The 19492-nt window shown below is 65.6% G+C and carries 17 protein-coding genes and 1 tRNA gene; 14 read left to right on the forward strand and 4 right to left on the reverse strand.

Annotation, left to right across the window (positions count from 1 at the left end):
• The first annotated feature begins 15 nt into the window (after window positions 1-15).
• From ilvD to CON76_RS06710, 3 genes are all read left to right on the forward strand, one after another.
• Entirely contained in the window at window positions 16-1875 is a 1860-nt protein-coding gene (ilvD, locus tag CON76_RS06700) for a dihydroxy-acid dehydratase (RefSeq protein ID WP_101102595.1), read from the forward strand.
• An 84-nt stretch (window positions 1876-1959) separates the two neighbouring features.
• Complete coding sequence (gene lgt / locus CON76_RS06705; RefSeq protein ID WP_101102596.1) at window positions 1960-2766, forward strand: prolipoprotein diacylglyceryl transferase; 807 nt, start codon at window positions 1960-1962, stop codon at window positions 2764-2766.
• Window positions 2767-2801: 35 nt separating this feature from the next.
• Window positions 2802-4346: a malonate--CoA ligase gene (locus CON76_RS06710; protein ID WP_101102597.1), complete on the forward strand. Its 1545-nt coding sequence runs from the start codon at window positions 2802-2804 to the stop codon at window positions 4344-4346.
• 24 nt (window positions 4347-4370) lie between these two features.
• On the opposite strand, the gene CON76_RS06715 is transcribed toward CON76_RS06710, so the two are convergent.
• The gene (locus CON76_RS06715; protein ID WP_101102598.1) at window positions 4371-4814 is read right to left on the reverse strand and encodes a universal stress protein; all 444 of its coding nucleotides are present in this window, start codon (window positions 4812-4814) and stop codon (window positions 4371-4373) included.
• A 62-nt stretch (window positions 4815-4876) separates the two neighbouring features.
• Between CON76_RS06715 and CON76_RS06720 the strand changes: the two genes are divergently transcribed.
• From CON76_RS06720 to CON76_RS06755, 8 genes are all read left to right on the forward strand, one after another.
• Window positions 4877-7222: a heavy metal translocating P-type ATPase gene (locus CON76_RS06720; protein ID WP_240592792.1), complete on the forward strand. Its 2346-nt coding sequence runs from the start codon at window positions 4877-4879 to the stop codon at window positions 7220-7222.
• Window positions 7223-7272: 50 nt separating this feature from the next.
• Window positions 7273-7410 carry a cbb3-type cytochrome oxidase assembly protein CcoS gene (ccoS, locus tag CON76_RS06725; protein WP_101102600.1) on the forward strand — a complete coding sequence of 46 codons (138 nt, stop codon included), beginning with the start codon at window positions 7273-7275 and terminating at the stop codon, window positions 7408-7410.
• A 69-nt stretch (window positions 7411-7479) separates the two neighbouring features.
• Window positions 7480-8937, forward strand: coding sequence for a cytochrome-c oxidase, cbb3-type subunit I (gene ccoN, locus CON76_RS06730; RefSeq protein WP_240592793.1), 1458 nt, complete (start codon window positions 7480-7482; stop codon window positions 8935-8937).
• Between the two features lie 13 nt (window positions 8938-8950).
• Window positions 8951-9580, forward strand: coding sequence for a cytochrome-c oxidase, cbb3-type subunit II (gene ccoO / locus CON76_RS06735; RefSeq protein ID WP_101102602.1), 630 nt, complete (start codon window positions 8951-8953; stop codon window positions 9578-9580).
• A 15-nt stretch (window positions 9581-9595) separates the two neighbouring features.
• Window positions 9596-9733, forward strand: a complete 138-nt coding sequence (locus CON76_RS06740) for a cbb3-type cytochrome oxidase subunit 3 (protein WP_101102603.1) — start codon at window positions 9596-9598, stop codon at window positions 9731-9733.
• Between the two features lie 23 nt (window positions 9734-9756).
• Window positions 9757-10668: a cytochrome-c oxidase, cbb3-type subunit III gene (gene ccoP, locus CON76_RS06745; RefSeq protein WP_101102604.1), complete on the forward strand. Its 912-nt coding sequence runs from the start codon at window positions 9757-9759 to the stop codon at window positions 10666-10668.
• Between the two features lie 47 nt (window positions 10669-10715).
• Window positions 10716-12185, forward strand: coding sequence for a cytochrome c oxidase accessory protein CcoG (gene ccoG / locus CON76_RS06750; RefSeq protein WP_101102605.1), 1470 nt, complete (start codon window positions 10716-10718; stop codon window positions 12183-12185).
• A gap of 45 nt (window positions 12186-12230) precedes the next feature.
• On the forward strand, window positions 12231-12539 hold the full coding sequence (locus CON76_RS06755) for a nitrogen fixation protein FixH (RefSeq protein WP_101102606.1): 309 nt from the start codon (window positions 12231-12233) through the stop codon (window positions 12537-12539).
• Between the two features lie 30 nt (window positions 12540-12569).
• On the opposite strand, the gene fnr is transcribed toward CON76_RS06755, so the two are convergent.
• Together fnr and CON76_RS06765 are read right to left on the reverse strand one after the other, a co-directional pair.
• Window positions 12570-13286: a fumarate/nitrate reduction transcriptional regulator Fnr gene (fnr, locus tag CON76_RS06760; protein ID WP_101102607.1), complete on the reverse strand. Its 717-nt coding sequence runs from the start codon at window positions 13284-13286 to the stop codon at window positions 12570-12572.
• A gap of 70 nt (window positions 13287-13356) precedes the next feature.
• A tRNA-Ser gene (locus CON76_RS06765) sits at window positions 13357-13444 on the reverse strand.
• Between the two features lie 63 nt (window positions 13445-13507).
• On the opposite strand from CON76_RS06765, the gene dinG reads away from it, so the two are divergent.
• On the forward strand, window positions 13508-15709 hold the full coding sequence (gene dinG / locus CON76_RS06770) for an ATP-dependent DNA helicase DinG (RefSeq protein ID WP_101102608.1): 2202 nt from the start codon (window positions 13508-13510) through the stop codon (window positions 15707-15709).
• Here dinG and CON76_RS06775 read toward each other — a convergent pair.
• Window positions 15672-15950: an oxidoreductase-like domain-containing protein gene (locus CON76_RS06775; RefSeq protein ID WP_101102609.1), complete on the reverse strand. Its 279-nt coding sequence runs from the start codon at window positions 15948-15950 to the stop codon at window positions 15672-15674. The genes dinG and CON76_RS06775 overlap by 38 nt on opposite strands.
• A gap of 179 nt (window positions 15951-16129) precedes the next feature.
• Here CON76_RS06775 and greB point away from each other — a divergent pair, with 179 nt between their 5' ends.
• On the forward strand, window positions 16130-16675 hold the full coding sequence (gene greB, locus CON76_RS06780; protein ID WP_101102610.1) for a transcription elongation factor GreB: 546 nt from the start codon (window positions 16130-16132) through the stop codon (window positions 16673-16675).
• A 113-nt stretch (window positions 16676-16788) separates the two neighbouring features.
• Window positions 16789-19482, forward strand: coding sequence for a bifunctional acetate--CoA ligase family protein/GNAT family N-acetyltransferase (locus CON76_RS06785; RefSeq protein WP_101102611.1), 2694 nt, complete (start codon window positions 16789-16791; stop codon window positions 19480-19482).
• The last annotated feature ends 10 nt before the right edge of the window (window positions 19483-19492 follow it).

Raw genomic sequence — 19492 nt, forward strand, 5'->3', positions numbered from 1 at the left:
AAGGTGCCCTGAACCATGCCCGCCTACCGTTCCAAAACCTCCACCGCTGGCCGCAACATGGCCGGTGCCCGCTCGCTGTGGCGCGCCACCGGCATGAAGGACGAAGACTTCCAGAAGCCCATCATCGCCATTGCCAACTCGTTCACCCAGTTTGTGCCGGGCCACGTGCACCTGAAGGATCTGGGCCAGTTGGTGGCGCGTGAAATTGAAGCCGCTGGCGGTGTGGCCAAAGAGTTCAACACCATTGCGGTGGACGATGGCATTGCCATGGGCCACGATGGCATGCTGTACTCGTTGCCCAGCCGCGATTTGATCGCTGATTCGGTCGAGTTCATGGTCAACGCCCACTGCGCCGACGCGCTGGTGTGCATCTCCAACTGCGACAAGATCACCCCCGGCATGTTGATGGCCGCCATGCGCCTGAACATTCCGGTGGTGTTTGTGTCGGGTGGCCCGATGGAAGCGGGCAAGGTGCAGCTGACCAAGCCCGGCAGCAAGACCATTGAAATCAAGAAGCTGGACTTGATTGATGCCATGGTGATGGCCGCCGACGACAAGGTCAGCGACGCCGATGTGGCCGAGGTGGAACGCTCCGCCTGCCCGACTTGCGGTTCTTGCTCTGGCATGTTCACCGCCAACTCCATGAACTGCCTGACCGAAGCCTTGGGCCTGAGCCTGCCGGGCAATGGCACCGTGGTGGCCACGCACGCCGACCGCGAACAGCTGTTCAAGCGCGCGGGCCGTCTGGCGGTGGAGCTGTGCCAACGTTATTACGAGCAAGAAGACGCCAGCGTGCTGCCGCGCGCCATCGGTTTCAAGGCGTTCGAGAACGCCATGACGCTGGACATTGCGATGGGCGGCTCCACCAACACCATTCTGCATCTGCTGGCCATTGCCCAGGAGGCCGAGATTCCCTTCACCATGAAGGACATCGACCGCCTGTCGCTGCAAGTGCCGCAACTGTGCAAGGTGGCGCCCAACACCAACAAGTACCACATCGAGGACGTCCACCGCGCCGGTGGCATCATGGGCATTCTGGGTGAGCTGGATCGCGCGGGCAAGCTGCACACCGACGTGCCCACCGTCCACGCCAAGACCATGAAGGATGCGCTGGAGCAATGGGACATTGCCCGGAATCCGTCGGACGAAGTCAAGACCTTCTACATGGCCGGCCCGGGTGGCGTGCCGACCCAGGTGGCCTTCAGCCAAAACAGCCGCTGGCCCAGCCTGGACGCCGACCGCGCCGAAGGCTGCATCCGTTCGTTGGACCACGCTTTCTCGCAAGAGGGCGGGCTGGCGGTGCTGCACGGCAACATTGCGCTGGACGGTTGCGTCGTCAAGACCGCCGGGGTGGACGACAGCCTGCTGGTGTTCGAGGGCAACGCCCGCGTGTTCGAGTCGCAGGACGAGGCGGTGGAGAACATCCTGGGCGACAAGGTGGTGGCCGGTGACGTGGTGGTGATCCGCTACGAAGGCCCCAAGGGCGGCCCCGGCATGCAAGAGATGCTGTACCCCACCAGCTACATCAAGTCCAAGGGCCTGGGCAAGGCCTGCGCGCTGCTGACCGATGGCCGCTTCTCCGGCGGCACCTCCGGCCTGTCGATTGGCCACGTGTCGCCCGAAGCGGCGGCGGGCGGCGCCATTGGCCTGATCCGCGATGGCGACCGCATCCGCATCGACATTCCCCAGCGCAGCATTGACGTGCTGGTGTCGGACGAAGTGCTGGCCCAGCGCCGCGCCGAGCAGGACGCCAAGGGCTGGAAACCGGCCCAGCCGCGCCCGCGCAAGGTGTCGGCGGCGCTCAAGGCCTACGCCAAGCTGGCCACCTCCGCCGACAAGGGCGCGGTGCGCGACCTGTCGTTGCTCGACGACTGACGACGCACTTCGGTACCGGATCCAGACGGACAAGCCCCTGTGTGCCCCACAGGGGCTTGTGGCTTTCAGGGCACAATGCGGGCCATGTTGATGCACCCGCAAATTGATCCGGTGGCCCTGCAACTGGGGCCGTTGTCTGTTCATTGGTATGGTTTGACCTACCTGGCCGCTTTTGGTCTGTTCTGGTGGTTGGGCTTGCGCCGCTTGCGCCACCCCACCTTTGCTGGTACCGCGTGGCAACCGCGCGATGTGGAGGATGTGCTCTTTTTAGGCGTGCTGGGTGTGGTGGTGGGCGGGCGGTTGGGCTATGTGGTGTTTTACAAGCCATTGGAATATCTGGCGCACCCACTCAAGGCGTTTGCGGTGTGGGAAGGTGGCATGAGTTTCCACGGCGGCTTGCTGGGCGTGCTGCTGGCGATGGTCTGGTTTGCGCGCAGTCGCCAGCGCCCATGGTTGCAAGTCATGGACTTTGTCGCGCCGTGTGTGCCCACCGGGTTGGCGGCGGGGCGCATCGGCAATTTCATCAATGGGGAGCTGTGGGGCCGTGTGGCCGATCCGTCGTTGCCGTGGGGCATGGTGTTTCGAGGTGCCGGGGAGCTGCCGCGCCACCCGTCGCAGTTGTACCAGTTTGAGCTGGAGGGGCTGGTGCTGTTTGTGCTGTTGTGGTGGTACGCCCAACGTCCGCGCCGCTTGGGCGAGGTGTCGGCGCTGTTTCTGGTCGGTTATGGCCTGGCGCGCTTCAGCGCCGAGTTTTTCCGCGAGCCCGACGCCCACCTGGGCTTGCTGGAGCTGGGCCTGAGCATGGGCCAGTGGTTGAGCTTGCCGATGGTGCTGGCCGGTGCGCTGCTGTGGCTATGGGCGCAACGCCAGCCACGGCCTGTGGCCGCCTGATTCCGTCCGCCCCTCAATTTTTTGGAGACAAAACCATGAACGACCACAACGTGTTTGCCGCCTTGCGCGCCGCTTTCCCCGCCGATCTGGACGCCACAGCGGTGGAAACCGATACCAGCCAGTGTTACAGCTGGCGCGATTTGGACCAACTCGCGGCGCAGATGGCCAACCTGTTGGCCTCGTTGCAACTGCCTACTGGGGCGCGGGTGGCGGTGCAGGTGGACAAATCGGTGGAAGCGATGGCCTTGTACCTGGCCACCTTGCGTGCGGGCTATGTGTTTTTGCCGCTCAACACCGCATACCAACAGGCCGAGATCGAATACTTCATCACCGACGCTGAACCCGCCGTGGTGGTGTGCAGCAGCGCCCACTTTGGTTGGGTCAGCAAGATTGCGTTCAAGGCCGGCACGGCCTCGGTGTTCACACTCAACGACGACCGCACCGGCACCTTGCTGGAACGTGCCGCCCACCAGAGTACCGAGCACACGCCCGCGCTCAAACAGCCGGATGACTTGGCCGCCATCCTCTACACCAGCGGCACCACCGGGCGCAGCAAGGGCGCGATGTTGAGCCACGGCAACTTGCTCAGCAACGCGGTCATGCTCAAGGACTACTGGGGCTGGCAGCCGGGCGATGTGCTGATCCACGCCTTGCCCATCTTCCATGTGCATGGCCTGTTTGTGGCCATCCACGCCGCCTTGCTCAATGGCAGCCCCATGTTGTGGTGTGCCAAGTTCGATCCCAAGACCGTGATTGGCCTGTTGCCGCGTGCCACCGTGTTCATGGGCGTGCCCACGCTGTACGTGCGCATGCTGGCCGAACCAGCCTTGACCCCCGAGGTGGCCCGCCACATGCGGCTGTTCATTTCCGGTTCCGCGCCGCTGCTGATCGAAACATTCCACGACTGGCAAGCCCGCACCGGCCACACCATTCTGGAACGCTACGGCATGAGCGAAACCATCATGCTCACCTCCAACCCCTACCGCGCCGACGCGCGTTATGGCGGGCAAACCGAGCGCTGGGGCGGCACGGTGGGCTTCCCGTTACCGGGGGTGGATTTGCGCATTGTGGACGACGCTGGCGCCCCGGTGCCCACCGGCGAGATCGGCGGCATTCAGGTGCGCGGCCCCAATGTGTTTGCCGGTTACTGGCGCATGCCCGAAAAAACGAAGGAAGAATTCACCGCCGACGGCTGGTTCAAGACCGGCGATGTGGGGCGGCAGGACGAGCGCGGCTACATCACCATCGTGGGGCGCAGCAAGGACCTCATCATCAGCGGCGGCTACAACGTCTATCCCGCTGAGATCGAAGGCTACCTCAACGAGTTGCCCGGCGTGGCCGAAAGCGCCGTGGTGGGCGTGCCGCACCCCGATTTTGGCGAGGTGGGGGTGGCGCTGATTGTGCCCAAGCCCGGTGCGGTGCTGGACGCCGACGCGCTGCTGGCCACGCTCAAGGCCCAGTTGGCCCATTTCAAGATCCCCAAGCGCGGCTTCATCGTCACCGACTTGCCGCGCAACACCATGGGCAAGGTGCAAAAGAACCTGCTGCGCCAGCAGTACCACGCCGAATTCACGGCCTGATAAGGTGTGCTTGCGGTGCTGGGTTCAGCGCAGCACCAGCACCGGAATGTGCGAGTGCGTCAGCACCTGCTGGGTCTCGCTGCCCAGCAGCAGGCGTTGCAGGCCCTTGCGCCCGTGCGATGCCATCACGATCAGGTCGCAGCCCTGTTCCTTGGCCGCCGCAATCAGCGCCTCGGCCACCAAGTCGGCGGCCACCGTCAGTGGGTGCAGCGTCACGCCCAGCGCGTCGGCCTCGGTGCGGATGGCGCCCACGATCGCGTCGGCTTCCTCGCGCCACTGCTGCTCGATTTTCTCGATCTCCTCAGCGGCCAGCACCACGCTGCCTTCAAAATACGACTGCGGGTACTTGGGCACCACCTTGAGCGCCACCACCTCGGCGCCGGTGGCTTGTGCCAGGCGCAAGGCGTGCTGCACCGCCACATGGGACAATTCGGAGCCGTCGGTGGCCACTAGTATCCGTTTGTACATGGGTTTTCTCCTCTGTTGCAAAGCCAATAGGTACAGGCCATCCTAACCGATGCTTACGTCCCATGCCCATGCCAACCTCCTCCAGCTCCCCGCCCGCCGCGCCAGCTTCCACCGGCTGGCTGGCCGACCACCGTGGCCCCTTGACGGTCACGGACGACTTTAGCGTGCTCGACGACCCGCTGGAGCAGCAGGACTTCACGCAAGCGTGCGAGGTCGATGGTCAGGCGCTGTCGGAATCGGTGCTGATGGTGCAGGGCATGTACTGCGCCGCCTGCTCGGGTGCGGTGGAGTCGGCGCTGGACGGCCTGCCCGGCGTGGCGCAGGCGCAAGTCCACGCCGCCACCCGGCGCCTGACGGTGCGCTGGAACCCGGCCCGCACCCGCCTGTCCGACCTGGCGCGCGCGGTGGGCGATGCGGGCTACCGCGTGCTGCCCATGCAGCAGGCCCTGAGCGTGAGCGCGCGGCTGGCCGAGACCCGCAAGGCGCTGTGGCGCCTGTTCGTGGCCGGTTTTTGCATGATGCAAGTCATGATGTACGCGTGGCCCGCCTACGTGACCGAACCCGGTGAAATCCCCGCCGACATCGACCAGCTGCTGCGCTGGGCCAGCTGGGTGCTGAGCCTGCCGGTGCTGTTGTTTGCCAGCGGGCCGTTCTTTGGCAGTGCGTGGCGCGACCTCAAGCGCGGCCGCGTGGGCATGGACACGCCTGTCTCGTTGGGCATCGTCATCACCTTTGTGGCCAGCACGGCGGCCACCTTCGACCCCGCCGGCCCCTGGGGCAAGGAGGTGTGGTTCGATTCGCTCACCATGTTCGTGTTCTTTTTGCTGGGTGGGCGCTACCTCGAATTCAAGGCCCGCGACCGCACCGCCGGTGCGCTGGACGCGCTGATGAACCGTTTGCCCGAGCGTTGCGAACGCCAGAACGCGGCGGGTGATTTCGATAGCGTCTCGCTCAAGCGGCTGGCGGTGGGCGATGTGGTGCGCGTCCACGCCGGGCAGGCCTTTCCTGGCGATGGCGAGGTGCTCAGCGACGGCGTCACCGTGGACGAAGCCCTGCTGACGGGCGAATCGCACCCCGTGACACGCCGCCGTGGCGAGACCGTGGTGGCAGGCAGCTTCAACCTGGCCGGGCCCGCGCTGGTGCGGCTGCGCAAGCTGGGGCGCGACACCCGCTTTGCCCAGATCGTGCAGCTGATGGAAAACGCCTCCACCGACAAGCCGCGCCTGGCCCAGCTCGCCGACCGCATTGCCGCGCCGTTCCTGGTGCTGGTGCTGCTGGCGGCGGCGATTGCGGCGGCGTACTGGTGGCAGATCGACCCACAACGCTCGCTGGCGGTGGCGGTGGCGGTGCTGATCGTCACTTGCCCGTGTGCGTTGTCGCTGGCCACCCCGGCGGCCATGCTGGCGGCGGCGGGGCGGCTGGCCAAGCAGGGCATCCTGGTGCGGCGCCTGCAGGCGTTCGAGACCCTGGCCCACATCGACACCGTGGTGTTCGACAAGACCGGCACCCTGACCGAAGACCGCATCGTGCTGCGCCAGGTGCTGACGCGCCCCGGCACCACCGAGGCCGACGCGCTGCAACAGGCGCACCGCCTGAGCGTGGTGTCGCTGCACCCGGTGTCGCGCGCCATTGCCGCCGCCGCGCTGGATCGCCTCCAGGCCGATGGCGGCACGCCACTGCCCGCGCTGGACGGCATCCGCGACATCCCCGGCCAGGGCCTGCAGTGGCAGGGTGGGGCGGGCCAGTGCCTGAGCCTGGGTTCGGCGCGCTGCTGTGGCCTGGACGAGGCCCAGCTGCAGGCCCAAGGCCTGACCGTGGCCGATACCCCCTGCGCCTACCTGGCCGACGAACACGGCTGGCTGGCCACCTTTGTGCTGGACGAAGGCGTGCGCGAGGACGCCGCCAGCGCCCTGCAGCACCTGCGCGCCATGGGGTTGCAGGTGCGCCTGCTCTCGGGCGACAAGCCCGCCGCCGTGCAGCGCGTGGCCAAGCGCCTGGGCCTGGCCGAGGTGGTGGCTGGTGCCAGCCCCGAACAAAAGCTCGCGCAAGTGGTGCAATGGCAACAGGCCGGGGCCCGGCTGGTGATGGTGGGTGATGGTCTCAACGACGGCCCCGTGCTGGCGCGCGCCGACAGCTCGTTTGCGCTGGGCCACGGCGCGCCGCTGACGCAGGCGCAGTCGGACTTTGTGGTACAAAGCGGGCGTTTGTCCGATGTGGTGCAGGCGCTGGTGCTGGCGCGCCGCACCATGGCGGTGGTGCGTCAGAATCTGGTATGGGCGGCGGTGTACAACCTCGTGGCCGTGCCGCTGGCGCTGGTGGGCTGGATGCCGCCGTGGCTGGCCGGCCTGGGCATGGCCGTCAGCTCGTTCTGGGTCATTGGCAACGCCATGCGCCTGGCGCGCTCCTGAGGCGCCACAGCCCGGGTCTTTTTACACACACAACAGGTGTCGCATCAACTATGGAAGTGCTGTACCTCCTCATCCCCTTGTCGGTGGTGCTGGTGCTGGCCATCATCGGCCTGTTCTGGTGGGCGTTGCAATCGGGTCAATTCGACAGCGTCGAGCGCGAAGGCGAGCGTATTCTTCGCAACGATTGATGTGTGTCAACGTTGGATTTTCGTGTTGGGTTGAAACTTTAAAATGGTGTCTTTACGAGGAGTTTTTGTATGTCCGTGACAACAATGGCCCCCCCAACCGGGGTCTATAACGACAAGGTCGTCAGGCAATTCGCCATCATGGCGGTGGTCTGGGGCGTGGTGGGCATGCTGATGGGCGTGATCATCGCGTCCCAGCTGGCATTTCCCGAGTTGAACTTTGGTATTCCGTGGCTGTCCTACGGCCGATTGCGGCCCCTGCACACCAACGCGGTGATTTTTGCGTTTGGTGGCTGCGGCCTGTTTGCCACCAGCTACTACGTGGTGCAGCGCACCTGCCAGACCCGCCTGATCTCTGACAAGCTGGCCGCCTTCACCTTCTGGGGCTGGCAGGCGGTGATCGTGCTGGCCGTCATCTCCCTGCCGCTGGGCTACACCCAGTCCAAGGAATACGCCGAGCTCGAGTGGCCGATCGACCTGCTGATCGCCGTCGTCTGGGTGATGTACGCCGTCGTATTCTTTGGCACGGTGGGCATCCGCAAGGTGCGCCACATCTACGTGGCCAACTGGTTCTTCGGCGCCTTCATCCTGGCCGTGGCCCTGCTGCACATCGTCAACAGCGCCGCCCTGCCAGTGGACATGTTCAAATCCTACTCCGCCTACGCTGGCGTGCAGGACGCCATGGTGCAATGGTGGTACGGCCACAACGCCGTGGGCTTCTTCCTCACCGCTGGCTTCCTGGGCATGATGTACTACTTCATCCCCAAGCAGGCCGAGCGTCCGGTGTACTCCTACCGCTTGTCCATCGTCCACTTTTGGGCGCTGATCTTCACCTACATGTGGGCCGGCCCGCACCACCTGCACTACACCGCTTTGCCCGACTGGACCCAGTCCGTGGGCATGATCTTCTCCTTGATTTTGTTGGCACCGTCTTGGGGTGGCATGATCAACGGCATCATGACCCTGTCGGGCGCCTGGCACAAACTGCGCGACGACCCGATCTTGCGCTTCCTGATCGTGTCGCTGTCGTTCTACGGCATGTCCACGTTTGAAGGCCCGATGATGGCCATCAAGACCGTCAACGCCCTGAGCCACTACACCGACTGGACTGTGGGCCACGTGCACTCCGGCGCCCTGGGCTGGGTGGGCCTGGTGACCATGGGTTCGCTGTACTACCTGATCCCGCGCCTGTTTGGCCAGAAGAAAATGTACTCGGTGCCCGCCATCGAGCTGCACTTCTGGGCCGCCACCATCGGCATCGTGCTCTACATTGCAGCGATGTGGATTGCCGGCGTGATGCAAGGCCTGATGTGGCGCGCCGTCAACGCCGACGGCACCCTGACCTACACCTTCGTGGAGTCGGTCAAGGCCAGCTTCCCGTTCTACGTCATCCGCCTGGCCGGTGGTCTGCTGTACCTGGGTGGTATGGTGGTCATGCTGTGGAACGTGCTGATGACGGTGCGCCAAGGCCTCCAGGCCGGTGCCGTGCCCGAGGTCCGCATCCCCGCCGTTGCTGCGGCCCACGCTTGAGGAGTCATGACACATGGCCAATCACAACGATACCGCCAAGGGTTTCACGCACGAGCGCATTGAAACCAACAACTTTCTGATGATCGTGCTCATCCTGCTGGTCTTGACCGTGGGTGGGTTGCTTGAAATCGTGCCGTTGTTCTTCCAGAAATCCACCACGCAGCCAGTGCCGGGCCTCAAGCCCTACACCGCGCTGCAGCTGGCCGGCCGCGACATCTACCAGCGCGAGGGTTGCTATGGCTGCCACTCGCAAATGATCCGCCCCTTCCACGCCGAGACGCTGCGCTACGGCCCGTACTCGGTGGCTGGCGAGTCCGTGTACGACCACCCGTTCCAGTGGGGTTCCAAGCGCACCGGCCCCGATCTGGCCCGCGTGGGTGGCCGCTACTCCGACGAATGGCACCGCATCCACCTGAACAACCCGCGCGACGTGGTGCCCGAGTCCAACATGCCCGCCTACCCGTGGCTGGAGCAGACCTTGGTCAAGGCCGAGGGCATGCCCGCGCGTCTGGCGGTGATGAAGAAGCTGGGCGTACCGTACTCCGACGAGGAAATTGCCAAGGCCGCCGACGAGGTCAAGGGCAAGACCGAGATGGAAGCGGTGATTGCCTACCTGCAGGTGCTGGGCACCGCCATCAAGTAAACCCGGAGAGGCATCATGGACATCAACGACGTGCGTATCGTGGTCACTCTGACCAGTTTTGTGCTGTTCATCGGCATCTGGGGCTGGGCGTGGTCCAAGCGCAACCGGGCCTCGTTTGACGAAGCTGCCCAGTTGCCTTTTCAAGATGAATAACACTCAGACAGAAAGAGAACATCATGAGTGACTTTGTAAGTGGCTTCTGGTCATGGTACGTGGCCATCATCACCCTGGTCTCGATCACGGCCTGCGGCGTCCTGCTGTGGCTGACCGACAAGACCAAGGTCCAGTCGGCGGCCGACAACACCACCGGCCACGTGTGGGACGGGGATCTGTGCGAGATGAACAATCCGCTGCCGCGCTGGTGGAAGTGGATGTTCGTCATCACGGTGGTGTTTGCGTTCGCCTACGCCGCGCTGTACCCCACGCTGGGCGTCAGCGACGGCAAGCTGGGCTGGTCCTCGGCTGGCCAGCACGCGGCCGAGGTGCAGCAGGTCAAGGACTCCATTGCCCCGCTGTACGCCAAGTTCACCGGCATGCCGCCGGAAGAGCTGGCCAAGGACTCGCAGGCGCTGGCCATTGGTGAGCGGCTCTACCTGAACAACTGCGCCCAGTGCCACGGCTCGGACGCACGCGGCAGCAAGAGCTTTCCCAACCTGACCGACAACGACTGGCTGGGCGATGGCACGGTGGCCCACATCAAGAACACCATCACCAACGGCCGCCAGGGCATGATGCCCCCGATGGCTGCGGCGGTGGGTTCGCCGGAAGATGTGCGCAACCTGGCCCAGTATGTGCTGAGCCTGTCGGGCAGCCCGCACGATTCGGTGCAGGCCGCGCTGGGCAAGTCCAAGTTTGGCGTATGCGCCGCCTGCCACGGCCCGGAAGGCAAGGGCATGGCCGCCACGGGTGCGCCCAACCTGACCGACCAGATCTGGCTGCACGGTTATGGCGCCGAGGCCATCATCAAGATGGTCAACGAAGGCAAGAACAACGTGATGCCGGCCCAAAACGCCAAACTCACGTCTGAGCAGATCCATGTGCTGACCGGCTATGTGTGGAACCTGTCCCACAGCGCCAAGCCTTTGTGAGCGTATACTGGTGCTGGTATTGAAGGTTCATTGAAACAAGGTTTGCCGTGAGCACCACACCCCAACCCCCAGACGCCAAAAAGCCCAAGGTCATTCCCATCGTGCCAGCCCCTGCCACCGCGCAGGCGGATGGTGATGGTGTGGAGGTGTCCCTGTACGAGGCGAGCAAGAAGATTTACCCGCGTTCCATCTCGGGCTTGTTCAGCCGCTGGCGCTGGGTGTTGGTGTGGCTCACGCAAATCGTGTTCTACGGCCTGCCGTGGTTGATGTGGAATGGCCGTCAGGCCATCCTGTTCGAGCTAGAAACACGGCGTTTCTACATTTTTGGTCTGGTGCTGTACCCGCAGGACTTTATCTACCTGACTGGGTTGCTGGTGATTTCGGCACTGTCACTTTTTTTGTTCACGGCCGTGGCCGGACGTTTGTGGTGCGGTTACGCCTGCCCGCAAACCGTGTACACCGAGATTTTCCTCTGGATCGAGAAGCTGGTCGAAGGCGACCGCTCGGCCCGCATCCGCCGCGACGAAGCCGACCTGTCGCTGGAAAAGGTGGGCAGAAAAACCCTCAAGCACTTCCTGTGGGTCGTGTTTGCGCTGTGGACCGGCTTTACCTTTGTCGGCTATTTCACCCCCATTCGCGAGCTGGGTGGGGCGGTGGTCAGTCTGGGCCTGGGGCCGTGGCAAACCTTCTGGATTCTGTTCTACGGCTTTGCCACCTACGGCAACGCCGGCTGGATGCGCGAGCAGGTGTGCAAGTACATGTGCCCTTACGCCCGCTTCCAGAGCGCAATGTTCGACAAGGACACCATGATCGTCACCTACGACGAGGCGCGTGGCGAGCCGCGCGGCCCGCGTGGCAAGTCGGTCGATCCGAAAACCAAGGGCCTGGGGTCGTGTATCGACTGTACCTTGTGCGTGCAGGTGTGCCCCACTGGCATTGACATCCGCAACGGCCTGCAGTACGAGTGCATAGGCTGTGGCGCCTGTATTGACGCCTGCGATGAGGTGATGGACAAGATGGGCTACGCCCGTGGCTTGGTCAAGTATTCGACGCAGAATGGCATGACCAATGGCTGGAACCGGGCCCAGATGCTGCGCCGCGCGCTGCGCCCGCGCGTGCTGATCTACACCGGCATCCTGCTGGCGGTGTGTGTGGCGGTGGGTGCCAGCCTGTTCATGCGCACCCCGCTCAAGGTGGATGTGATGCGCGACCGCACCGCGTTGGCACGCATGGTGGAGCAGGGCCGCATCGAGAACGTGTACCTGCTGCGCCTGATGAATGCCACCGAAACGCCGCAGACCTACCAGTTCACGGTGGAGGGTCTGCCCGGCATCGGCATTGCCTCCACCACCGAGGTGACGGTGCTGCCGACCGAGGTGCGCTCGGTGCCGGTTCGGGTGCAGATTCCGCCCAACAGCAGCGCGCCAGGCTCGCACACCGTGCATTTCACCATCCGCTCGGCCAATGACGCCGCGCTGCAGGTGAAGGAAAAATCCGTGTTCTTGGTGCCGCGCTGAGGCCGGTGTCCGTGTTGTCCCTTTTGTTGTGAATAGGCGGTGGCCATGAGCCAAGCGGTTTCTTCTGTGGATGTGGCAGGCAGTGCCAAGGCGCGGCCCTGGTACGCTGAGCCCTACGTCTGGCTGGTGATTGGCGGCCCGCTGGTGGTGGTGGTGGCATCCGTCATCACCATCACGCTGGCGGTGCGCAATGCCGACCCTGTGCTGGAGCGCAAATCGGCTGCCACCATCAACGCCGAGGCCTTGCAGCGGTTGAGTGAGGAAGAGCGCGCTGCGGTGCTGTCCACCAGCCTGGAGCCGGCGCAAAAGGTGCGCAACCACGTGGCGTCGCCGGTGATTCCGGGCGACAAGTGAACTTGGCAGGCCCGGCGGGCCTGTCCCGCTTCAGGCCGGGTGCGGGTTGACGATGCGCGCCAGCGCATCGGTGTCCTTGATCTGGACGTAACGCTGCTTGACCTGGATGATGCCGTCCTCCATGAACTTGGAGAAAGTGCGGCTCACGGTTTCGAGCTTCATGCCGAGGTAGCTGCCGATTTCCTCGCGCGTCATGCGCAGGATCAGCTCGGATTGCGAGAAGCCACGCGCGTGCAGCCGCTGCACCAGGTTGAGCAAGAAGGCGGCCAGCCGCTCCTCGGCGCGCATGCTGCCCAGCAGCAGCATCACGCCGTGGTCGCGCACAATCTCGCGGCTCATGATCTTGTGGATGTGGTGCTGCAGTGCGCTGAACTCGCGCGAGAGCTGCTCCAGGTGCTGGAACGGCAGCACGCAGACTTCGGCGTCTTCCAGCGCCACGGCGTCGCAGGTGTGGCGGTCGTGGACGATGCCATCGAGCCCCAGGATCTCGCCCATCATCTGAAAGCCTGTGACCTGGTCGCGGCCGTCGCTGGTGGTGAGGCAGGTCTTGAAGAAGCCCGAACGGATGGCGTACAGCGAGCTGAATTTCTCGCCATTGTTGAACAGGGCCTGGCCACGCTTGAGGCGGCGGCGCGACGCCACCACGCTGTCGAGCTGGCTGAGCTCCTGCTCACTCAGGCCCATGGGCAGGCACAACTCGCGCAGATTGCAGTTGGAGCAGGCGACCTTGATGCTGTGAGTGTCCATGATGGCTTGAGCGTGCCAGCCAGCAATACAACACGTCCTGCGAGGCTGATAAAGACTGTTGTGCGGTGTTTGGCGGAAGCGGTGAGATTCGAACTCACGAACGGTTGCCCGTTGCCGGTTTTCAAGACCGGTGCAATCGACCACTCTGCCACGCTTCCGGGTCGGATAAGTGCGGATTGTAACCGTGTTGCCAGCTGCAATTCGTGCCACACTCTGGCCCCATGTCTTCTACCGAATGGGCGCACAAGGCGCTGAGTATTTTCGATGCCGTGGTCGGCCAGGCCGGGCACTTGCGCGAGCGGCCCGGCCAGCGCCGCATGGCACAGCAGGTGGCGCACACTTTCAGCGAGGCCGATCTGGGCGAGGTGGCCCCCGACGAGGCCACCGGGCTGGAGCCGGAGCCGGTGCGCTCGGTGGCGGTGATCCAGGCGGGCACCGGGGTGGGCAAGTCGCTGGCCTACACGGTGCCGGCGGTGGTGCTCGCCCTGGAGCGCAACACGCGCGTGCTGATTTCCACCGCCACGGTGGCGCTGCAGGAACAACTCGTCAACAAGGATTTGCCCGCGCTGGCCGCCAGCTTGCCGCAGCCGTTCCGCTTTGCACTGGCCAAGGGGCGGGGCCGCTACGTGTGCAAGCTCAAGCTGGAACGCTGGCTGGGCGGCACCGATGGCGATGCGCACGACTTTTGGGACACGACCGAGGACATGTTTGGCGATGCCGCCCCGGCCAAGGCCCAGCCTGCGGCGCAACCGGAAGTCCAGCACGCCGAACGGTTGGCGTTCTACCAGGCCCTGTCGGATCAGCTCACGCGTGGCGGGTGGGATGGCGACCGCGACAACCTGCCCCAGGCCCCCGAGGTGGCGTGGTGGGGCGCGGTGGCGGCGGAGGCCAGCTCCTGTACCGCGCGCCATTGCCCGGCCTACAACGAGTGCGTGTACTACGAGCAGCGCAAGGCGCTGGTGGGCGCGCAGGTGATTGTGGTCAACCACGACCTGTTGCTGTCGTCGCTGCAATCGCGCAGCTTGCCCGAGCTGGACAACTGCCTGCTGGTGCTGGACGAGGCGCACCACCTGCCCGGCACTGCGCTGGACCAGTTTGCCGCCAGCATGGACTTGAGCCGCCTGACCTGGATCGAGCGCCTGAGCAGCTACGCGGTGCGCGCGGGTGGCCTGCTGGCCGTGAGCGAGGTGGCGGAGGTGGCCCAGCACGCCGCGCTGTTACGCCAGAGCTTGCAGGAGGTGGCGCGCGTGGCGCTGGAGGTGTATGGCGACGAACTGCGCGCGCAGCCGACGTCCGCCTGGGGCCCGGCCCGCGTGCGGGTGCCGGGCGGGGTGCTGCCCGACGAGCTGGTGGTGTCGCTGACCCACCTCAACACCCACGCCGAGGCGTTTCTGGCGGTGTTGCGGCTGGTGAGTGCGGCGCTGCGCCTGCACATCCGCGACAACCCGGACGAGGCGCGCCGCTGGTCGCAGATCTACGCCCAGCTGGGCACCATTGCGCCCCGGCTGGAGGCGGTACAACGCACCACGCAGCTGCTGCTGCAGGCCCAGACCGAGGACGACGCCCCGGTGGCCAAGTGGTTCACGCTGGAGGTGGTGCACGACCTGGTGGTGCTGCACGCCCACGCCAGCCCCACGCTGCCCGGTGCCACGCTGCGCCAGCACGTGTGGAGCAAGGTGCGCGCAGCGGTGCTGACATCGGCCACGCTGACCAGCTGCGGCCATTTTGATTTCTTCCTGAAGGAATCAGGCCTGAACGACCACCCGGCGGCGGTGGCGCTGGAGGTGCCCAGTCCGTTCGATTTCGAGCGTCAGGGCCGCTTGGTGCTGGCCGAGACGCAGGCCGATCCGCGCCAGGCCGCTGCCTTCACCGCCGAGATGGTGCAGGCGCTGCTGGCCGACCTGCAGCAGGTGCAGCACGGCGCGCTGGTGCTGTTCACGTCCCGCGCAGCCCTGAAGCAGGCCGAGGAGGCGCTGCCGGACCCGTTGCGCACCCTGGTGCTGTCGCAGACCGCGTGGCCGCGTGGCCAGCTGCTGGCGCGGCACCGTGAGCGCGTGGCGGCGGGCCAGCCGTCCATCATCTTTGGCCTGCAGTCGTTTGGCGAGGGGCTGGACTTGCCGGGGCAGCTGTGCCAGGACTTGTTCATCACCAAGCTGCCGTTTGCGCCGCCGGACGATCCGGTGGGCGAGGCACGCGCCGAGTGGCTGCGCTCGGTGGGGCGCGACCCGTTCTCGGAGCTGGTGGTGCCCGCTACAGCCATCCGGCTGGCGCAGTGGGTGGGGCGCGCCATCCGCACCGAGGAGGATGAGGCCCACGTTTATTGCTACGACCGGCGCCTGGCCCAGACCGGCTATGGCCAGCGCCTGCTGCAGGGCTTGCCGCCTTTCACGCGGGTGCGGCGGGCGGCGGTGCCAGCGTTTTGACGCCGCCGGGGCTGGCGGCTTGCAGCATGGCCAGCGCATCGGCTTGCCAGTGGTGCAGGGCGGTGTAGAAGCCTTCCCACACGCAGCCGTTGCAGCCCCGGCCGCAGCAGCTGGTGGGTTCGGGCGGTGGTGGGCGCAGCGTCAGTTGTTGCTGGTGCAGCGCGTGCTGCAGCTGGCCGATGCGCTGGCGGGCCTCGGGCAGGGACGTCAAGGGGGCGGACAAAGACTCAACAAACGACATGGGTGTGGACGGGGCGGTGCAAAAAACCGTGCATTGTGAACCGGTTTGCTGCTGTTGCCACCTCCGCCCTTCCTGGATATTGTTGCCACCGTTGCCCTTCCAGGCACTTGGGTGTCGGGCGCCAGATGTGCGGTTGTGGCTGCGCCTATGGCCGCAGCACCTGTTGGACAATTGCCCACATGACCCATGCCACCGATACCGATGACGACGACACCCCCGCTGGCCCACCCATGCCCGCGGGCGGCAAGAACTACATCACCCAGGCCGGTTGCGACCGCCTGCGCGCTGAGCTGGTGCAACTGCTGGACGTGGAGCGGCCCAAGGTGGTGGAAACCGTGCACTGGGCGGCCAGCAATGGCGACCGCTCCGAGAACGGCGACTACCTGTACGGCAAGAAGCGCCTGCGCGAGATCGACCGCCGCATCCGATTTTTGACGCGGCGTCTGGACATGGCGGTGGTGGTCGATCCGTCGCTGCACCACGGCAAGGATCAGGTGTTCTTTGGCGCCACCGTGACCTACGCGCGCCAGGACGGCAGCGAGACCACCGTCACCATCCTGGGCATGGACGAGGCGGACACCGCGCAGGGCCACATCAGCTGGGTGGCGCCGGTGGCGCAGGCGCTGCTCAAGGCCCGTGAAGGCGACGAAGTGCGCTTGCGCACCCCCCACGGCTGGGAGGTGCTGGAGGTGCTGGAAGTGCGCTATCCGGTGCCCGTGCCGTAGCCCGGTGTGTTGCGCTGCATCAACGCTGCCGTGTCGGGGTAGCACGCCGGGCGTATTTGGCCCCACAATGCAGGCACAGGGCCGCTGTTCGTGCCCGTTGCCCGGATTTTTGTATGGACAAGCATTACCTCTCTCCCCTGTTCAGCCCCCAGTCGATGGTGGTTTTTGCCAATCAGCCCGCCGAGGGTGGCGAGCCCTTGCCACCGCACGCCGCCACGCTGCTGCGCATGCTCGAAGCCCAGCCCTTTACCGGCACCATCACGCGGGTGGACATGCACCGCAGCGGCACGCTGGCCGATCTGGCGCACATGCAGGCCGACCTGGCGCTGGTGGCGCTGCCCCCCGCCGATATTGCCGACGCGCTGGAACTGGCCGGGCACATGAAGTGCCGCGCCGCGCTGGTGGTGGGCGATGGCGTCAGCGCCGAGCTGTCTGCCCGGCTGCACGAGGTGGCGCGGCGCCACAACCTCCAGCTGCTCGGGCCCAACGCCTTGGGGGTGCAGCGCCCGCGTCTGCAGTTGAATGCCAGTGCTGTGGGGCCACTGGCGGCCACTGGGCCGATTGCGCTGGTGTCGCAGTCCGGTGCGCTGACCAGCGCGATTCTGGACTGGGCGCAGCACAACGGTGTGGGGTTTTCGACCGTGGTGTCGCTGGGGCCGCACACGGCGCTGGACACGGCCGAGGTGCTGGACTTTCTGGCCAGCGACTCGCAGACGCACAGCATTGTGGTGTACTTGGAAAGCATTTCCAATGCGCGCCGTTTCATGAGCGCGCTGCGTGCGGCGGCCAACGCCAAGCCGGTGGTGGTGCTCAAGGCCGGCCGCAAGTCGGCGGGCAATGCCGCGGCGCAGACGCACAGCGGTGCCATGATCGGCAGCGACGACGCCTTTGACGCCGCCTTGCGCCGCGCCGGTGCGGTGCGGGTGCATTCGTTTGTGCAACTGTTTTCGGCGGCCAAGTGTCTGGCCTCGCGCTACCGCCCGGTGGGCAAGCACCTGGCCATCATCAGCAACGGGGGCGGCCCCGGCATCCTGGCCGCCGACTGGGTACAGGAACTCGGCCTGGAGGTGGGACGTCTGAGCCCTGAAAAAGCCCAAGCCCTCAAGCCCAGGCTGGCACCCAACGCTTCGCTGTGCGACCTGATCAACCTGTCGGCGGACGCACAGCCCGAGCACTACCGCGCCGCCATGGACGCGGCCAACCAGGAGCCCGGCATCGACGGCGTGCTGGTGGTGCATTCGCCGCGCATCGGGGTGGACAGCCTGGCCGCCGCCGAGGCGGTGGTGGCCGGCTACCGCCACCTGAGCAAGCCGCTGCTGACGTGCTGGATGGGCGATGCCACGGTCATCGAGGCGCGCAACCTGCTCTCCAACAGCAGCATCCCGACCTTCCGCATGCCCGAGGCGGCGGTGGACTCGTTTGGCAACATTGCCAGCTTCTACCAGAACCAGCAGCTGCTGCAGCAGATGCCGCCGCCGCTGTCGTCGCTGGCCCAGCCCGACATCGAGGGCGCGCGCCTGCTGATCGAGGGCGTGCTGGCCGAGCGGCGCACGGTGCTGACCGAGATGGAGTCCAAGTCGCTGCTGTCCACCTTCCATATTCCGGTGACGCAGACCCTGCTGGCACGCAGCCCCAACGAGGCCATGATGATTGCCAACCAGCTGGGCTACCCGGTGGCGCTCAAGATCGACTCGCCCGACATCACGCACAAGTCCGACGTCAACGGCGTGGCGCTCAACGTGGCCAACGCGGTGGGCGTGCGCGACACCTTCCGCAGCATGATGGAGTCGGTGGCGCGAGTGCAGCCCAAGGCCCGCATCAATGGCGTGACGGTGCAGAAGATGGCCTGCAAGAAGCGCGGCCGCGAGCTCTACATTGGCGTGGTGACCGACCAGTCGTTTGGCCCGGTGATCACGTTTGGCTCGGGCGGCACCATGATCGAGCTGTTCGACGACCACGCGATGGAGCTGCCGCCGCTCAACCAGTTCCTGGCGCGCAGCCTGATTGGGCGTGCCCGCGTGGCCGAAACGCTGGGCGCCTGGCGCGGCGCGCCAGCGGTCGATCAGGAAGCGATCGAGCAGGTGCTGCTGCGCGTGTCGGAGATGGTGTGCGAGCTGCCGCAGCTGCGCGAGCTCGACATCAACCCCATCATCGTGGACGACACCGGGGCGGTGGCGGTGGATGCGCGCATCGTGATCGGGCACGCCACCTCGCAAAGCGACGCCCCGGCGCGCCACTATGGCCACCTGGCCATCTCGCCGTACCCCAGCCACTACAGCCAGCACTGGCCCATGCCGGGCGGTGGCGAGTACCTGCTGCGCCCGATCCGGCCCGACGACGCGCAGATGCTGCAAGACCTGGTGCAGCACCTGTCGGCGGAGAGCCGCTACTTCCGCTTCGTCTCCAACAGCCCCAAGCTGTCGCCGGCCATGCTGGCGCGCCTGACGCTGATCGACTACGACCGAGAGATGGCGCTGGCCGCCATCCTGAAAGAGCGCCAGACCAACGACAGCGGCGAGACGGTGGAGACCGAGCGCATCATTGGCGTCTCGCGCTACATCACCAACCCCGACAAGGCCAGCTGCGAGTTCTCGCTGCTGGTGGCCGACGAGTTCAACGGCAAGGGGCTGGGCTCGCGCCTGATGCTGTCCATCATGGAGGTGGCGCGCGACCGGGGCCTCAAGGAGATTGACGGGCTGGTGCTGGCCAACAACCGCAACATGCTTAGCCTGATGCGCAAGCTCGGTTTTGTGGTGCAGGAGTTCCCGGAAGACGAGGACTTCAAGCTGGTGGTGCACCAGCTCTGAGCTTGGCTAC

The organism is Macromonas bipunctata, from assembly GCF_002837135.1.
Classification (GTDB): Bacteria; Pseudomonadota; Gammaproteobacteria; order Burkholderiales; family Burkholderiaceae_C; genus Macromonas_A; species Macromonas_A bipunctata.

Excerpts from the sequence above, each read along its gene's own strand:
- dinG (WP_101102608.1), top strand. The coding sequence starts at position 13,508 with ATGTCTTCTACCGAATGGGCGCACAAGGCGCTGAGTATTTTCGATGCC.
- CON76_RS06715 (WP_101102598.1), bottom strand. The coding sequence starts at position 4,814 with ATGTACAAACGGATACTAGTGGCCACCGACGGCTCCGAATTGTCCCAT.
- ccoO (WP_101102602.1), top strand. The coding sequence starts at position 8,951 with ATGGCCAATCACAACGATACCGCCAAGGGTTTCACGCACGAGCGCATT.
- ccoP (WP_101102604.1), top strand. The coding sequence starts at position 9,757 with ATGAGTGACTTTGTAAGTGGCTTCTGGTCATGGTACGTGGCCATCATC.
- CON76_RS06775 (WP_101102609.1), bottom strand. The coding sequence starts at position 15,950 with ATGTCGTTTGTTGAGTCTTTGTCCGCCCCCTTGACGTCCCTGCCCGAG.
- CON76_RS06740 (WP_101102603.1), top strand. The coding sequence starts at position 9,596 with ATGGACATCAACGACGTGCGTATCGTGGTCACTCTGACCAGTTTTGTG.
- CON76_RS06755 (WP_101102606.1), top strand. The coding sequence starts at position 12,231 with ATGAGCCAAGCGGTTTCTTCTGTGGATGTGGCAGGCAGTGCCAAGGCG.
- CON76_RS06710 (WP_101102597.1), top strand. The coding sequence starts at position 2,802 with ATGAACGACCACAACGTGTTTGCCGCCTTGCGCGCCGCTTTCCCCGCC.
- CON76_RS06720 (WP_240592792.1), top strand. The coding sequence starts at position 4,877 with ATGCCCATGCCAACCTCCTCCAGCTCCCCGCCCGCCGCGCCAGCTTCC.
- greB (WP_101102610.1), top strand. The coding sequence starts at position 16,130 with ATGACCCATGCCACCGATACCGATGACGACGACACCCCCGCTGGCCCA.
- lgt (WP_101102596.1), top strand. The coding sequence starts at position 1,960 with ATGTTGATGCACCCGCAAATTGATCCGGTGGCCCTGCAACTGGGGCCG.
- CON76_RS06785 (WP_101102611.1), top strand. The coding sequence starts at position 16,789 with ATGGACAAGCATTACCTCTCTCCCCTGTTCAGCCCCCAGTCGATGGTG.
- fnr (WP_101102607.1), bottom strand. The coding sequence starts at position 13,286 with ATGGACACTCACAGCATCAAGGTCGCCTGCTCCAACTGCAATCTGCGC.
- ilvD (WP_101102595.1), top strand. The coding sequence starts at position 16 with ATGCCCGCCTACCGTTCCAAAACCTCCACCGCTGGCCGCAACATGGCC.
- ccoS (WP_101102600.1), top strand. The coding sequence starts at position 7,273 with ATGGAAGTGCTGTACCTCCTCATCCCCTTGTCGGTGGTGCTGGTGCTG.
- ccoN (WP_240592793.1), top strand. The coding sequence starts at position 7,480 with ATGTCCGTGACAACAATGGCCCCCCCAACCGGGGTCTATAACGACAAG.